General features: G+C 55.4%; 1 protein-coding gene. It reads right to left on the bottom strand.

Annotated features, from left to right (window positions below; translation table 11 throughout):
• Positions 1 to 18 precede the first annotated feature (18 nt).
• Positions 19 to 233: hypothetical protein (locus tag SB679_RS26410; RefSeq protein WP_410705405.1), on the bottom strand; the 215-nt coding region annotated here is incomplete at its 5' end.

Below are 233 nucleotides of genomic sequence, written 5' to 3'. Positions count from 1 at the left end.
GAATCTCAGACAAGGAAGTCATGAAGTGAAATTTCGTACCCTTGCTGCTACTGCTGCCATTGCGGCGCTAGCACTTACGACAGCCGCCTGTGGCGGTAACAACAACTCTTCTTCCCCTTCTTCCGCGGGATCCTCCGACTCTTCAGGATCGGGCGGAACGCTCACATACTGGGCCAGTAACCAGGGCACCAGCTTGGACAATGACAAGCAGGTCCTGACTCCCCAACTGGAGA

It is taken from the genome of Chryseobacterium sp. SIMBA_029, from assembly GCF_046535275.1.
Taxonomy (GTDB): Bacteria; Bacteroidota; Bacteroidia; order Flavobacteriales; family Weeksellaceae; genus Chryseobacterium.
The sequence above is the reverse complement of the archived record's forward strand: the minus strand, read 5'-3'. Positions and strand labels throughout refer to the sequence as shown.